Here is a 14,969-nt window from a genome sequence, read left to right as displayed (position 1 = left end):
CTTCGAGGAGACACGCATGCGCAATCCGCTTCACGCTTTCGCACTCACGCTCACCCTCGGCGCCGGCGCTGCGCTCGCCGCGCCGGCCGTCATGGAAGCAGACGCCGGCCTGCCGACCCACACGGTCTACCGGCCGGCACGGCTGCCGGCCGACCCGCTACCGATCGTCGCCTTCGCGAACGGCGGCTGCGAGAACGCCGGCAACCGGTTCCGTCCATTTCTGACGGAAATCGCGTCGCATGGCTACCTGGTGGTCGCGATCGGCCCGATCGTGCCGGCAGGGGACAAGGCGGTGCGCGTCGCGCCGGCGCCGGGATCGCCGGCCGCCGCGCATCCGGAGCTGGCGGGGAGCACCTCGCTGGCGCCGGGGTCGACGCGGCCGTCCCCCACGTACGCGGCCCAGCTGATCCAGGCGATCGACTGGGCCATCGCGGAGAACGCCCGTCCCGGTAGCCCGTATCACGGCAAGCTCGATCGCTCACGCATCGCCGTGATGGGGCAATCCTGCGGCGGCCTGCAGGCGATCGACGCGGCACACGATCCGCGCGTGCGCACGCTCGCGGTGCTGAACAGCGGCGTCTTTCCGGCCAACGGGCGCAGCTGGGAAATCGCCGCCGCGCATGCGGACATCGCGGACCTGGCGACCCTGCACGGCAGCGTGTTGTACCTGACCGGCGACCCGCAGGACGCCGCCTTCCCGCAGTCGGAAGACAACTACGCGCGCACGAACCACACCCCCGCGGTGCGACTCTGGCGCGAGAACACGCCGCACATGGGCACGTACCGCGAAGAGAACGGCGGTGCCTTCGGTACGGTGGTTGTCGCGTGGCTCGACTGGCAGCTCAAGGGAGACCGCAACGCGGCGCACCAGTTCCTGGGCGCCGGCTGCGGCCTGTGCACACGGCCGGAATGGCATGTGCAGAGCAAGGGGTTTTGACGACGTCAGCGTCCGGCGGCCACGTAAGGACCGACCACGACGCCCACGAATCCGCCCGCCTTCTGCGTCGACAGGAAGCGGATATCGAGCTTGTCGGCCAGGGTCGTCGTCGTATTCCCGTCGCGGTAGCGGTAGCTGGCCTCGCCGCCGTTCATGTCCATGACGAGTTCGACCCGTTTGGACGCAACGGGCTTGCTGGCGACCAGTGTCTCCTTGCCGCCCTCCGTCTTGTACAGGGCCACCACGTTCTTCCCGGCGCTGCGCGCCACGCCGAGGAACACGTGGTTGCCGTCGTCCTGCATGGCGACGAGGCCAGCACGGTCCCCATCGTGCTGCGGCACGAAGTCGACGACGGTCGATACGGTGGCGACGTGGTGCTGCTGGCGCCGGCCGACGAAGGCGGGCACGCCGCGCAGGTCGCCCAGCGGCGCGCCGGTACGCAGAACCAGTGCGCCGCGTTCGACGGAGTACAACGGCGCACGCGGAATGCGGATGCCGATCCAGGCCGAGGACAGCGGGCCATCGAATTCGTCGACGTACGCGAAGTTGCCGCTGGTGGGCACCGGCGCGGGCGGTTGCGCCGGCAGGGCGGGCTTGGCGACGGCATACGGCACCGTCTTGCCCTGCTCCAGGATCAGCGGCCAGCCATCCTTCCAGTCGACGGGCAGCATGAAGGTTTCGCGCCCGATGTTAAAGAAATTGCCCGGATAAGGCCGCGTCGCCAGGAAGACAGCCCACCATTGTCCGTTCTGCGTCTGGACGAAATCGGCGTGGCCGGCCGTGGTGACGGGATGCGGACGTTTCGGATCCAGGTCACGCTGCGTCAGGATCGGATTGACGGGCCCCGGCACATAGGGTCCCGTGACGGTGTCGGACCGGAGCACGACTTCGGAGTGGTTGTCGGCAGTTCCGCCTTCGGCGCAGATGAGGTAGTAGTGGCCATCCTTCTTGAAGATGTGCGGGCCCTCGATCCAGATCGGCCGCTTGTCGGGCGCCACGCCGCCGTCGACGAGGACTTTCGGCTTGCCGGCGAACTGCAAAGTGCGCGGGTCCAGCTCCGCGATCCAGATCGCGCGATGGCCGTCGTAGCGCGGCTGGCCTTCCGGGGCATTGTTGTATACGACGTAAAGCTTGCCGTCATCCCAGACGAGGGACGGATCGATGCCCTGCAAGCCCCGGATCGTGACCGGTTGCGACCACGGGCCGGCCGGATCCTTTGCCGTGATGACGAAACTCCCGGTGCCGCCCGGGCAGCTCGAACACGTGGTGACGATATAGAACGTGCCGTCGTGGTAAGAGATGTCCGGCGCATAAATGCCCTGCGATGCGCGCACGCCGGTGAAATCGACCTGGCCGGGGCGGTCGAGCGCGTTGCCGACCTGCGTCCAGTTGACGAGATCTTTGGAGCGGAAGACGGGCAATCCCGGGAAATTCGTGAACGAGGAATTCACCAGGTAGTAATCGTCGCCCACGCGCGTGATCGACGGGTCCGGGTAATAGCCGCTCAATATCGGATTGACGAACTCGCCGGCGCGCGGCCGGACGTTTTCCTGGGACTGGCCCCGGTAGGAAAACCGCTCGAAGCGCGCGACGGTCGCGCCCGGGGCGTCTGCTGCAACGGCTGGCGCCATGGAAGAGGCGGTACCCAGGGCCAGTGCGCCCAGGAGACACATGGCCCGTACGGAATATTTTTTCATGTGGATCGAGCTCCCGATGCTGGACCAGCCTGTGCGCTGTTCCGGTTCTTGCGTGGGAGCCACTCTATGTCAACTAATTATCCAAAACCAATGCTTTGTTTGGATTGATTAATACACAAACGGTATTGATCAGGTACCCGGGCGTCATCCATGCCGAACTGCCCTACCAGCGCCACGAGCCGGTCGGCCTGCTGCTGCAGGCGGTCCGCGGCCGCGCCAGCATGAAGTCGACGCTGGCGACGCCCTGGAACCGGCCCTCGATAAGGAACCGCAAGCAGGCCGGAGACCGCATAACATATATGCCTTATACTTGTCTGGACCATGCGCCTGACATCCTTCACCGACTATACATTGCGTACGCTGCTTCATCTCGGTAGCCACCAGGACCGCCTCGTCACCATCCAGGAAATCGCGGACCTGCACGGCATATCGAGGAACCACCTGATGAAAGTCGTGTTCGAACTGGGCCGCAGCGGCGTCATCGAGACCGTCCGGGGGCGCTCCGGTGGTTTTCGCTTGGCGCATGCGCCGAAGGACATCAACCTCGGCGACGTCATCCGCAATAGCGAAACCGACTTCTACATGGCCGAATGTTTCAATCCGGACGGCGCGCCCTGCGGACTGACCGGCGCCTGCCGCCTGAAAGGCGTCCTGCAGGACGCGACGGCAGCGTATCTCGCCGCACTCGACCGCCGTACGCTGGCCGACCTCCTGCCGGAACCGCCGCCGCGCGAGACCCCGATCAAGGTACACCGTAAAAAGACCGTCCGCTGACGGTGCGCCGGTCTTGGCGCCGGCGAGGAAAATATCGTCGTACCTGGACTGGATCTTGTAGATGCCGGGCTTACGCAGGCGGATGGGCGGCCTCGATCGCCGGATAGAACTCGGTGTCTTCGCGCTTCATGCGTTCGAACAGCACGCGCAGGACACGGTTCGCGTCGGCACGAAAGCCTTCAGGATTGGCTTCGACACGGTTCGCGAGATTCCACCTGGTAGCGAACTCAAAATACGCGCTGGCGATGCCGTCCATCTCGCGCTGGTAGCGTTCCCCCAATCTCGCGAGCCTGGGATTCACGTCGCTCGCGAGCCCCGGGTAGAGAACGCTGTCTTCGACCCTGAGGTGGAGCTTCACAGTGCCGCTCAGCTTGACGACATGCGCGGCGATGGACGCGGCGTTTTCCACGATCCCACCCTGCGTCGCCTCGCGCAGGCGAGCGATGCCGTCAAGGATGGCGATGTGCTGCGCTTTGAATTTGTCGATGTTCATGACAGGTTCGGGTTGTCGGAATGGCTCAAGTCTAGGGGATTTCCCTTAAACATGCAAATGAAATACTTCTTTAAAACCAACACGCAATCTGGCGGGGCCGGTTAGAACGGAGAACCCTGCGGCCGGCCATGCTCGATTACGTAGCGCGTCATCTCGACGGATCGTGTTGCGAAGGCGCCGGGCACCCTCCCGCCGGCGAGGTGGCACATCAAACTGCATACCTGCTTTCGCAGCTCGGCCGCCTACGACGTGCTCGATCCATCGCATCTGGTGCCGCGACCTGATTCTGACTCGCGCGTCCGTGACTCCGTCGGCAATGGCGATGCCTCGTTCGCACGCTTGCGACATCGACTGGAAACCGATTAATGCAGCCCTTGGCTACGATAAATATCGCAGCTAAAAATCAGCGTTTGAAAAAATATACGGTTAAAAGTAGCCACAAAACATTGCTGAAGACGATAGACAAATGAATTCCGGCCCGCTTCGCTGAATGCATGAATTCGCTCCCTTCCAGCGTATGAACATCCATAACATCGTCCGCGGCCAACTAACAAGTGACCGCCATCCAGACGACCCACCTATCTACGCTTGGTATCCGTGCGATTCAATAAGCGTATCCATTCCCAATCCTTCTCTGTGACGAGGCTGAAGTCAACGCTCGCGCCGTAATGACAAATGTTGCATGTTAGCGCACAACATTTTGTTGATAGCGAACCGGTCCCCGTGTGCTTACAGAGCGTAGAACAAAGGAATCCAAATATTGTATTGACTGAATCAAAATTAGAATTGGCATTTTGTTAATGCGAAAAGATACCGTTATATGGCGCCGGCGCGAACCCGCTCTATTCCGCCGGAACAAAAAATATTCAATAAACGGAGATAAGCTTGAAAAACCATAGAACACCATGCCAACCCCGCGGCCGTGTCGGATCCAACGTTTTTACGCTCACGCTGCTGGCGGCGCTCATTTCGAATGCCTACGCACAATCCGCGTCCGAATCGGATAAAACCGCCGCAAAGGAGAATGTCGAGAAAGTCACCGTGACCGGTTATCGCAGTTCGCTGGCCCTGTCTGCGAACGAAAAGCGCGAGAATATCGGCTTGAGCGATACCGTGTTTTCGGAAGACATGGGCAAGTTCCCCGATCCGAACATCGCGGACGCGTTGTCGCGCGTACCCGGTGTGACGGTCACCCGGGCGTCGATCGATGGCGAGGGCATGAACGTCTCGATCCGCGGCATGGGCCCGGCATTTACCCGGGTGCTGCTGAACGGTGCGCCGATGGCGTCCGCATCGGCGGGCAGCTGGGGCGGCAATATCAGCGCCAACCGGGAAGTCGACATGGACTTTCTTCCGTCCGAACTGTTCCGCAGCGCGACGGTGTACAAGAGCCAGCAAGCCAGCGTCATCGAGGGGGGCATCGCGGGAACCGTGGACATGCGCAGCGTCCGGCCATTCGATAAAGCCGGCTTCCGGTCGGCCTTTACGCTCAGCGGCAATTACCGCGACAGGGACAAGAAGCCGGGTACGACGGGTTCGGCCCTGATCAGCAATACCTGGAACACCAGCAGGTTCGGCAAGTTCGGGATCCTGGGCGGCGTCGCCTGGGGCATGACCAAGTACCGTACCGACGCATTCGACACCGTCGACATGCGGAATCTCCAGTTGAAATCGTTCCAGGCCAACGCCGCGGACAACCCGAACAGCACGGGGGGCGGGTCGCAATCGACACCGGACAAGGTGCCGGCAGGCCTGCCTTTGAACCTGTTGCCGGATTACGCCCGTTCCGTCCTCGTGCCTGGCGCCACGATCGACCGGGCGATGTTATTGGCGCTCAACCCGGGTGCCACCATCCAGCAGATCGACAATGGACTGATGGGCCGCCTGGGCCGGCATCAGGTGTTCGAAGGCCAACGCCGCCGCGCAGGCGAAGTGATCAGCGTGCAATGGCAGCCGAACGAGGACTGGAACCTCTACTTCGACACGGTGTTCGCGCAAAAGCGCAATGAGATGGAATGGCAGGCAATGAACGTGGGCACACGTGCCAATACGCCGATCCCCATCGGCATGGAATTCGACCGCAGCGATTGCACGATCGGTTGCGTCATTACGAAAGCGACCCTGGCCAACACGTTCTGGGGACTGGAATACCGCCCGGATATCGACAAGACCAAGTTCCGCAGCCTTAACCCCGGCTTCGAGTGGCGCCCGAGCGACAAGTGGACGATCGACGGCGCATTCAACTACACGCTCAGCAAGTTCTCCCGCGACATGCCGCAGGTTAAGGTCGCGACGATGGCAGCGCCGTCGGTCATTACCTACGACAACACGACGCCCGGCCAACCGCCGACGTTCACCGGCAACCTGAACCCCAACGATCCGAGCAACTTCGGCTGGTACCAGGCGGGCCAGGGCATGTCGGGCCTGGTCATGGATTTGTACGAACGCAGCAATTCGACCCGCGGCACGCGCCTGAACGTCAAATGGGGCGACGACGACTTCAGTATCAAGGTCGGCGGCACCTACGACGATATCGAACGGCGTTACCGCAGCTATACGGTCGCCGATGCCTGGGCCAACGTTACTTGTGGCAACAACCTCAACTATACGTTCTTCGGTCCCAACACCCAGATCCAGTCGCCCGGTTGCGACGGACGGTACGCCCCGGGGCCGATGACGAATGCCGCCACCGCCTATCCGGGCTACGGTACGGGTTCTTCAGCCGGCCAGACCACGCCGCTGGCGTACCTCGGCTCGCTCGTCCCGAATACAGCACTGGCAAATTACCTGCAGCCGACGGACCATGGTTTCATTACCCTAGACTGGAACAAGTTCGCCAAAGACACCAATTACCAATATTTCCGCGACAACATTTACAAAGGTTTCTATAGCGGCAGTGGCGGCTACATCCGTGAAGCCGTGGGTGGCGCCTATGTCGAAACGAATGGCCGGCTGAACGTGTATGGCCGGACCCTGCGCTTCAACGCCGGCGTCCGCTATGCCCGTACGCGGCAGACGATCGGCGACCTCGCGGCCACTGCGGATCCTCGCAACGCGACGCTGCAAAACGGCGGCCTCTATCCTTCCGTTGGAACCTGGTCGTACGAAACCGTGACTTACCACAACCTGCTGCCGTCGGCGACGCTCGCCTATAACATCACGCCGAAGATGATTGCCCGGATTGCCGCGTCGAAATCGATGACGCGGGCGAATCCCGCCGACCTGCGCCAGACCAGGCTCTCCATCGGCGACCAGGGCGCGCGCCAGGGCAGCATCACCAATCCGGATCTCAAACCGTTCCAGGCCAATAACCTGGACCTGGGTCTGGAATACTATATGTCGCGCGACTCCTATCTGGCCTTGGGCGCGTTCGCCAAGGACATCGTCGACCGTCCCGGTACGCACATCGTGCAGTACACGCTCGCCCAGCTGAACCAGATCTATGGCACGGTCGGCCTGACGGCAGCGCAACAGCAATCCGTCGATGCGAGCGGTGGCCCGGACAAGCACCTGGTCGAGATCACCGAGCCCTACAACATCGCCACGAAGCTGAAGATTCGCGGTGTCGAACTCACCTGGCAGCAAGCGCTGGATATGTTGCCGGTGAAGGGCTTCGGCTTTACCGGTAACTTTACCTACACCAGGCAGAAAGACGAGACCCCGAATGCGCCGCCCGTCTCCGGCGTGCCGCCACGCACCAACAACCTGACCCTGTATTACGAGCGTAACGGGGTGAACCTGCGCGTGACGCGCCAGTACCAGGCATCCACGGTCGTCAACGTCAACACCGGCCTGACGGTACCAGGGGGCGCCTACGCGTACAGTACCGGGCGCCAGCAGGTGGACTTGTCAGCAGGCATGAATCTGAAAAAGGTCTTCGGTTTCGGTTACAACACGGACCTGACGTTGAGTGTATGGAACGTGAACAACGCGATCAGCCAGACCTACACGCAATTCAACGGCGCCGTGTTCAACCAAAATATCCCTGGCCGCAGTTATACGCTGTCACTGCGTAGTACCTTCTAACACTTTCTGCCGCCCCGCAGTCGCGGGGCGGCGTCCGACTGTCTCCGCACGATGTCAAGGCTCATACTGGATCGCTCTACACTCGGCGCCCGTCCCTCGCGTACGGACCGCACTTGCCGAAGAAGCGCATGTATCGCCAGGCCCGCCATGTCGGCAACCGGATATTTCAGCGTCGTCAGTTCGGGCCAGTTCGATGTTGCAATCGTGGTGTTACCGAAACCCGTCACAGTCAGATCGCTGGGGACATTCAAGCCGAGACGAAACGCGACCGCGACTGCCGCAGCTGCCATGTCGTCGCTGCTTGCGAAAATCGCCGTTGGACGCTTCGATAAACCGAGCAATCGTTGTGCCGCATCCAGGCCTGATCGATAAGTGAAGTCGCCGCACACGACAAGATGATCGGACCCGTCTACCCCATTTTCGTCGACAGCGCGACGATATCCTTCCAGGCGACGGATGCCGACCATATTATCCCTGGGTCCGGAGATGAAGCCGATTCGATGATGGCCGAGACGAATCAGGTGGCTTGCCATTTTGTATGCCGCCTCGCGGTCGTCGCCATAAACGGCGCTGACATGCTCGTCGCTGAATGCGGACCCAATCACTACGGAAGGCATGTCCGGTGCGCAGAAAGCTCTTGTTGGCATTTCGTCCGAATAGGGTGGTGGCAAAAAGATCACCCCGTCGACCCGTATGTCCCTGGTAACGACCAAATTCACATTATTGACGACAGATTGATTAAAGAGATTCAGCAGGAATTCGCTCAGAAAACGGGAATCCTGGTTGTGAACGACACCGATCCGGACAGTTCTGGAACCGGCCAGAATGCGCGCCTGATCATTCGGCGCGTAGTGCAGTGCCTCGAGCGCAGCGGCGACCTTGCGCCGGGTACGCTCAGTGACTGCCGACTCTCCGTTCATGGTTCTCCATACGCTCATGACGGAGACGCCGGCGAATCTCGCGACGTCGGCAAGCGTTGGAATTTCGCCGTGAGCAAAACTTCGGCACGTATCGTCGATCCGAGATTTTTTCATGGTTCGAACCCAGGGAGGTTTCGTGCGGATCTGCGCGCCACCACAAGCAACAATATGTCAAAAAAATGCCCTGTCTGCCTTTCGGTGAACAGGGCATTAATACCCGATTCCGGGCGAGAGGAGACGAGAAACCGAGGTACGAAACCATATTACAGCAACACACCGAATAACCCGATTCAAATCGTATTCCTGCCGATACAACGAATGAATTGAGTGAAATCCGGTATTGGATCGTTCAATGGACAGGCCGGGAGCGGCGAAGTACCCCGGCAGAAAAATCTGCACAAAAAATACGATTATTGTATTTCACCATACAATAAATGCATGGATTAGTATTGATAACTGCACTACCCTAAGTATGATCGGACCAAACGGCATCCACCCCGAACCCGGTCTGTTTTATCAATACGCCAACCGGTACGCTGTGCTCGCGCACGGCAGGTCTTTCCTGGAGGAACCAAAATAAACAATCTCGATAATCTTCACGCCGGCTGACTCATGATTTAAGGAATAAATCGATGTTTGAATTAAGTCAGCTCCGTTGTTTCGTTGCCGTGGCCGAGGAATTACATTTCAGTCGCGCCGCGGAAAGGTTGAATATGACTCAACCTCCCCTCAGTCGCCAAATCAGGCTTTTGGAACACCACGTTGGCGCGCAACTTCTCGAACGAAATAGCAGAGTAGTACGTCTTACCGCCGCCGGGAAAGCGTTTTTACCCGAGGCAACGCAGATTTTACGCTTCGCGGAGCAGGCCTCTTTAAAAGCGCGTCGTGTCGCAAAAGGAGAGCAAGGGGCGCTGACGATCGGTTTCACGTCCGCTTCCGGATATAGCCTGCTTCCGGAAGTCGTCCGTCGCTTACGCGATTGCCGTCCCGGTATTGCACTTTCCCTTAAAGAGCTGGTCAGTACCAGCCAGGTCGAGGCGCTGAATGCCAGACAACTGGACATTGGCCTGATGCGCCCTCACCTTTTGAATAACGAGCTGGAAAGCAAGGTCCTTCTCAGCGAACCGCTCATGCTCGCCGTGCCTGCCGAATCCGTTGATCAGTGGCCAAAAGAACCGACGCTCGATTGCCTTCACGGAAAGCCGTTCGTCATGTATTCACCACAGGAAGCCAGGCCCTTTTATCACATGCTGAACGCCCGTTTTCAAAGCGCAGGCGTGATTCCGGACATCGTCGAGCATGTCGGCCAGGTCCACACGATGCTGGCGCTCGTGCGCGCCGGACTCGGCGCCGCACTGATCGCCGAAAGCGCAACGAGCCTGCAATTCAATAACGTTGCTTTTCTTCCGATACAAACGGAGCCTGTCGAGACGATTGGCGCCTGGCGCCGGGACAACGACAATCCCGCGCTTGGTCTTTTCCTGGAAGAGGTCTTGCCATCGTTTGGCTCGAACGAATAGCCGAGGCCAACATTCAATTAGTGGATCAATCGAGTCATTGATTGATTTGGACAGAATAGGCTAGAAGTATAAGATCGTTTCAGCTTGTCAACGCCATCGATCACTTCCAGCTTACTCATGAATAGTGCCGTCAAGAATGCTCCCGTCGTAACCGATCTGCGCGTCGTACCTGTTGCCGGCCAGGACAGTATGCTGCTGAACCTGAGCGGCGCCCATGGCCCCTGGTTCACACGCAACGTCATTATCCTGACCGACAGCAGCGGCAATACGGGCCTCGGGGAGGTACCTGGCGGCGAGAGCATTCGCCGCACGATCGACGATGCGCGAGCGCTCGTCGTCGGCAAATCGCTTGGCGAGTACAACAGCGTGCTGGGCGCCATGCGGACGGCGTTTGCGGACCGCGACGCCGGCGGCCGGGGCACGCAGACCTATGATCTGCGTACGGCCATCCACGCGGTAACCGGCGTCGAATCGGCGCTATTGGACTTGCTGGGCCAGTTTCTGGGCGTTCCCGTAGCGGCCCTGCTGGGAGACGGGATTCAACGCGACGCCGTCGACATGCTCGGCTACCTGTTTTATATCGGCGACCGTGACCGGACAACGCTGGGTTACCGCGCCGAGCCCGCTGGCGAGGATGCCTGGCTGCGTCTCCGTAACCAGCCGGCCCTGACCCCCGACGCAGTCGTGAAGCTTGCGGAGGCGGCCCATGCCCGCTATGGCTTCAATGATTTCAAGCTCAAGGGCGGTGTGTTTTCCGCCAACGAAGAGATGGACGCCGCGATCGCCTTGCATGAGCGGTTTCCCGATGCCCGCGTCACGCTCGATCCAAACGGGGCATGGTCGCTGAGCGAGGCGATCCGGGTCTGCCGCGACCGGGGCAACGTGCTTGCCTATGCCGAGGATCCTTGCGGCGCCGAGAACGGTTTTTCGGGACGTGAAGTCATGGCGGAGTTCCGGCGCGCGACGGGTCTGCCGACCGCCACCAACATGATCGCGACCGATTTCCGCCAGATGGCACATTCGATCCAGCTGCAGTCCGTCGATATCCCGCTGGCGGATCCCCATTTCTGGACGATGCAGGGATCCGTTCGCGTCGCGCAGCTGTGCGAGATGTTCGGCCTGACCTGGGGATCGCACTCGAACAATCATTTCGATATTTCGCTCGCCATGTTCACCCATGTGGGAGCGGCTGCGCCTGGCCGTGTCACCGCGATCGACACGCACTGGATCTGGCAGGACGGCCAACGCCTGACGAAGGAACCCCTGAAGATCGAGGGAGGCGCGGTACGGCTGCCGCAAAAACCGGGGCTCGGCATCGACATCGATATGGTCGAGCTTGAAAAAGCCCATCAGGATTACAAGAACCTGGGGACGGGCGTCCGCGACGACGCGGCCGCAATGCAATTCCTGATCCCCGGCTGGAAATTCGATAACAAGCGCCCCTGCATGTTGCGTTGATTCCAGCAAGCGCCAGTGCAATGCATTGAACCCTCGAGGCCTTTTCCGCATGTCGCGAATCGAACGGTTGCGTGAATACGCATCGCCGACAGGGTTTGTATTTTTTATTTGTTTATAAAAATAAACTTTGGAGACTCTATGAACAGCAGCACGAATCGTTTACGACACGACGCCCGTACGGGCACCCGCATCCTGCAACTCACTATCCTGGCAAGCATGGTGTCCGCCGCCTATGCCCAGGAAGCGGCGCCGATGGCCCCGCAGACGGTGACCGTGACGGGTTACCGCGCCTCGCTGGCCTCCTCCGCGCGCGACAAGCGCGAAGCCACCGGCTTCCAGGACTCCATCTTCGCCGAGGACATCGGCAAGTTCCCGGATACGAATATCGCCGAATCGCTGAATCGCATCCCGGGCGTCCAGGTATCGCGTGAAATCACGGGCGAAGGCGTCAACGTCCAGATCCGCGGTCTCGGTACGAGCTTCACGAAAGTGCTGTTGAACGGCGCGCCCGTCGCCGTTGCGTCGACCGGCACGACCGACGCCCAGAGTTCGAACCGCGAGGTCGACCTCGACCTGCTGCCGACTGACCTGTTCACGAAACTGACGGTCAGCAAGAGCCCGACGGCATCGATGCTGGAAGGCGGCGCTGCCGGCGTCGTCGACATGCGCAGCGCGCGCCCGTTCGACCACAAGGGCGACTTCAATTCGTTCAACGTCGTCGGCACGCGCAGCCAGGTCGCGGGTAAATGGGGTAACCGGGGTTCGCTGGTATCGAGCCGCACCTGGAACAACACCTGGGGCCTGCTGGGCGGCATTGCCTGGGGCAGCACCAAGGTCCATACGACCGGCTACGAGACCATCGGCTACACGAACCCAAATCTCTCGGCCGCCCAAAACAACAGCCCGACGCGCAACAATACCGGCGGCGGCAACTTCACGATTCCGGCCACCGTACCGTCCAATGCGGGCAACGGACTGACGCCGGGCGCCCCCATCGACCAGGCGTTCCTGCTGGCCCACAACCCGGGCCTGACCATCCAGCAAATCGACAACGCGCTGATTCCGCGCCTGGGACGCAGCATGGCCGAGTACGGCGACAAGGGCAAGATCACCGCCGTCCTGTCCGGCGAATATCGCCCGAGCGACAGCCTGCACTTCTATGTCGACTCGATGTTCAGCGAAAAACACAATACGCTGGAGCGCACCGACACCTCGTGGGTCGGCCGCAACGGCGCCGTCATTCCGCTCAACATGAAAGTGTCGGGTGGCGACTGCGCCAATGGCTGCGTGGTGGAAAGCGGCACGTTCGCCAATGCCCAGTACTTCCTCGAGTATCGTCCCTATAACGAACGTGTACGCCTGATCGGCGTGAACCCCGGCTTCGAATGGAACCTGTCCGACAAACTGAAGATGGACGGCCAGGTGAACTACACGCGCTCGACCTTCACGCGCCAGTCGCCCACCGTCGGTCCCGTCACGGCACAGAATTCGGGCACGACCATCGATTATCAGAACGGCGCGCTCCCGAGCATTACCAGCAACGTCGACACCTATGATCCGGCCAGCTGGGTCCTCAATACCTCGCAAGGCGGTCGCGTCAGCATCAATGCCGAAGAGCGCATGACCAGGACGCAAGGCGTGCGGTCGTCCCTGACGTGGGGCGACAAGGCCTTCAGCATCAAGGGCGGCTTCGCGTATGACGACATCATGCGCCGCATTACCGCACGCGACAACACGACGGCATGGCAGAACCTGGTCTGCGCCAACTCGGCCAATTGCCAGGGCCCCGGTTCGCTCGGCCTGGGCATTGCCAACTACCTGGTCCAGGGTCCGGACAACCTGCTATCGGTCGACTTCAACCGCTTTGCGGCCGCCACCGGCTACGATGCCCTGCTGCAGTCCGCGCCGGTCGCGGGCTCCTCCAATACGGGCGCCAGCACGGGCTATATCGACGAGAAGACGACCGGCCTGTTCCTCCAGGTCGACGGTACGGTGCCTGTATTCGACCGTTCGCTGCGTTACGACGCGGGTGTGCGCTACGTGCGTACCAAGCAGAATGTCGGCGCCTACAACTCCACGGTGGACCCGCGCAACGCGACCCTGCCCGCGGGAAGCACGCCTTTCCCGAACATCAGCCAATGGGTCTATATCGACAAGACCTACAACAATACGCTGCCCTCGGCCAGCCTGGCCTACGACCTCGCCAAGAACCTGGTGCTGCGCGCGTCGGTATCGCGCAGCATGACCCGTGCGAACCCGGATGCGCTGCGCCCCGGCATCAACTTCTCGTCGCCGTCGGCCGATACCGCGACGCTGGGCAGCCCGGATCTGAAACCGTATATCTCGGATAACTTCGATTTCGGCGTCGAGTATTACATGGGGCGCGAGGGCTACCTGTCGGCCACGGTCTTCCAGAAAAACCTGAACGGGTTCACGTTGAACCAGAACGTGACGGTGCCGTTCAGCGCCCTGGCCGCCTACGGCATCACGTACAGCAACCTGACGCCGACCCAGCAGGGCTCGCTCGATGCGCGCGGCGGCCAGAATGCCGCGACGATCGTCACGACGTCGCAGCGCAACGCCTCGGGCCTGCTGAAGGTGCAAGGACTCGAGCTGGGCTGGGTGCAGCCGCTCGACAAGCTGCTGCCCTGGCGCGGTTTCGGCTTCTCGGAAACGCTCACCATGATCAACCAGAAGGCGAGCGGCGAAGGCTCCGCGGGCTTCGTCGCACTGGGTGTGCCGAAGAAGAGCAACAACTTCCAGGTCTACTACGAAAACCATGGTTTGCTGGCACGCCTGTCGCACACGTATTCGCAGGGCAGCCAGAATTCCGGCCCGAACCAGAACGGCATCACGAACGCGGCATTGTTCGGCGATGATTTCAAACAGCTCGACTTCTCGTCGCAGGTCGACCTGGCGGAAATCCTGGACCGCGACAACTATCCCACGCTGACGCTCGACGTCGTGAACCTGACGAACACGACGCGCCGTGCCTACTTCCAGTACCCGAACGCGACGTACACCAGCTACAAGCCGGGACGTACGCTGGCCGTCGGATTGCGCATGAAGTTCTGATGACCATGCCGTCGCGGTGGCCTGGCAGTACCACCGCGACAAGACCGTGCATTGCTCCCTCCTGGCACT

At 60.9% G+C, this 14,969-nt stretch carries 9 protein-coding genes; 6 read left to right on the top strand and 3 right to left on the bottom strand.

All coding sequences use genetic code 11. The features are described from left to right. Window positions 1-16 precede the first annotated feature (16 nt). Window positions 17-937 (top strand): alpha/beta hydrolase, encoded by a 921-nt coding sequence (locus ACEN98_RS26795; protein ID WP_413387916.1) that lies wholly within the window; start codon window positions 17-19, stop codon window positions 935-937. 5 nt (window positions 938-942) lie between these two features. Here the strand turns inward: ACEN98_RS26795 and ACEN98_RS26790 are convergent, their stop codons facing one another. After that, window positions 943-2,634, bottom strand: a complete 1,692-nt coding sequence (locus ACEN98_RS26790) for a glycoside hydrolase family 43 protein (RefSeq protein ID WP_413387915.1) — start codon at window positions 2,632-2,634, stop codon at window positions 943-945. A gap of 321 nt (window positions 2,635-2,955) precedes the next feature. On the opposite strand from ACEN98_RS26790, the gene ACEN98_RS26785 reads away from it, so the two are divergent. Beyond that, window positions 2,956-3,408 (top strand): RrF2 family transcriptional regulator, encoded by a 453-nt coding sequence (locus tag ACEN98_RS26785; protein WP_413387913.1) that lies wholly within the window; start codon window positions 2,956-2,958, stop codon window positions 3,406-3,408. Between the two features lie 70 nt (window positions 3,409-3,478). Here the strand turns inward: ACEN98_RS26785 and ACEN98_RS26780 are convergent, their stop codons facing one another. After that, window positions 3,479-3,901 carry a hemerythrin domain-containing protein gene (locus ACEN98_RS26780; RefSeq protein WP_413387911.1) on the bottom strand — a complete coding sequence of 141 codons (423 nt, stop codon included), beginning with the start codon at window positions 3,899-3,901 and terminating at the stop codon, window positions 3,479-3,481. Between the two features lie 885 nt (window positions 3,902-4,786). Between ACEN98_RS26780 and ACEN98_RS26775 the strand changes: the two genes are divergently transcribed. Further along, entirely contained in the window at window positions 4,787-7,927 is a 3,141-nt protein-coding gene (locus ACEN98_RS26775) for a TonB-dependent receptor (protein WP_413387909.1), read from the top strand. Here the strand turns inward: ACEN98_RS26775 and ACEN98_RS26770 are convergent. Continuing rightward, window positions 7,924-8,961, bottom strand: a complete 1,038-nt coding sequence (locus ACEN98_RS26770; RefSeq protein ID WP_413387907.1) for a LacI family DNA-binding transcriptional regulator — start codon at window positions 8,959-8,961, stop codon at window positions 7,924-7,926. The genes ACEN98_RS26775 and ACEN98_RS26770 overlap by 4 nt on opposite strands. Before the next feature lie 518 nt (window positions 8,962-9,479). Between ACEN98_RS26770 and ACEN98_RS26765 the strand changes: the two genes are divergently transcribed. From ACEN98_RS26765 to ACEN98_RS26755, 3 genes are all read left to right on the top strand, one after another. Beyond that, window positions 9,480-10,367, top strand: coding sequence for a LysR family transcriptional regulator (locus ACEN98_RS26765; RefSeq protein WP_413387905.1), 888 nt, complete (start codon window positions 9,480-9,482; stop codon window positions 10,365-10,367). Between the two features lie 117 nt (window positions 10,368-10,484). Then, complete coding sequence (locus tag ACEN98_RS26760) at window positions 10,485-11,825, top strand: enolase C-terminal domain-like protein (RefSeq protein ID WP_413337180.1); 1,341 nt, start codon at window positions 10,485-10,487, stop codon at window positions 11,823-11,825. 138 nt (window positions 11,826-11,963) lie between these two features. Further along, complete coding sequence (locus tag ACEN98_RS26755; RefSeq protein ID WP_413387903.1) at window positions 11,964-14,900, top strand: TonB-dependent receptor; 2,937 nt, start codon at window positions 11,964-11,966, stop codon at window positions 14,898-14,900. Window positions 14,901-14,969: the final 69 nt, after the last annotated feature.

The organism is Massilia sp. CT11-137 (genome assembly GCF_047302885.1).
GTDB classification, from domain to species: Bacteria; Pseudomonadota; Gammaproteobacteria; order Burkholderiales; family Burkholderiaceae_D; genus Telluria; species Telluria orientalis.
This window is presented reverse-complemented; position numbering and strand designations above follow the sequence as displayed.

Excerpts from the sequence above, each read along its gene's own strand:
- ACEN98_RS26795 (WP_413387916.1), top strand. The coding sequence starts at position 17 with ATGCGCAATCCGCTTCACGCTTTCGCACTCACGCTCACCCTCGGCGCC.
- ACEN98_RS26790 (WP_413387915.1), bottom strand. The coding sequence starts at position 2,634 with ATGAAAAAATATTCCGTACGGGCCATGTGTCTCCTGGGCGCACTGGCC.
- ACEN98_RS26785 (WP_413387913.1), top strand. The coding sequence starts at position 2,956 with ATGCGCCTGACATCCTTCACCGACTATACATTGCGTACGCTGCTTCAT.
- ACEN98_RS26780 (WP_413387911.1), bottom strand. The coding sequence starts at position 3,901 with ATGAACATCGACAAATTCAAAGCGCAGCACATCGCCATCCTTGACGGC.
- ACEN98_RS26770 (WP_413387907.1), bottom strand. The coding sequence starts at position 8,961 with ATGAAAAAATCTCGGATCGACGATACGTGCCGAAGTTTTGCTCACGGC.
- ACEN98_RS26765 (WP_413387905.1), top strand. The coding sequence starts at position 9,480 with ATGTTTGAATTAAGTCAGCTCCGTTGTTTCGTTGCCGTGGCCGAGGAA.
- ACEN98_RS26760 (WP_413337180.1), top strand. The coding sequence starts at position 10,485 with ATGAATAGTGCCGTCAAGAATGCTCCCGTCGTAACCGATCTGCGCGTC.
- ACEN98_RS26755 (WP_413387903.1), top strand. The coding sequence starts at position 11,964 with ATGAACAGCAGCACGAATCGTTTACGACACGACGCCCGTACGGGCACC.